Here is a 376-nt window from a genome sequence, read left to right as displayed (position 1 = left end):
CAAATCAAACAGATTTACTGTTATCGGCAGATCATCCATAATACACACTTCAAAAGCAGCATATTCCTCCATACGGAATATATAAATACGTAAAACACGAAGGCTGCATCAATTTCCCATATTTGCCTCATTTCACAGACGGCATTACCCCTCCGGCCCAACCCGTTCTTTCTGAATGAGCGGATTTCAATGATTAAGGAAACCCTAATGCGCCCAATCTTCCTATCTTTCGTTTTACTCCCTATTTTGATAACCGCCTGCAGCACACCGGTAACCGGTATTTATCGAAAACCCGTTATGTGGTCGAACAAAGCTTCGGTACGTTACACCGTAAATTCTGTCTCTTATACACATCTCCGAGCCCACGAGACTCGAC

At 43.4% G+C, this 376-nt stretch carries 1 pseudogene; it reads left to right on the top strand.

The features are described from left to right. Positions 1-189: 189 nt before the first annotated feature. Positions 190-270: pseudogene (locus ACRPFF_RS11290) on the top strand (surface-adhesin E family protein); the annotation flags it as partial. Positions 271-376 lie beyond the last annotated feature (106 nt).

Origin of the sequence: Neisseria sp. SLRRB23 (assembly GCF_050896295.1) — a bacterium.
In the GTDB taxonomy this organism is placed as follows: domain Bacteria; phylum Pseudomonadota; class Gammaproteobacteria; order Burkholderiales; family Neisseriaceae; genus Neisseria.
This window is presented reverse-complemented; position numbering and strand designations above follow the sequence as displayed.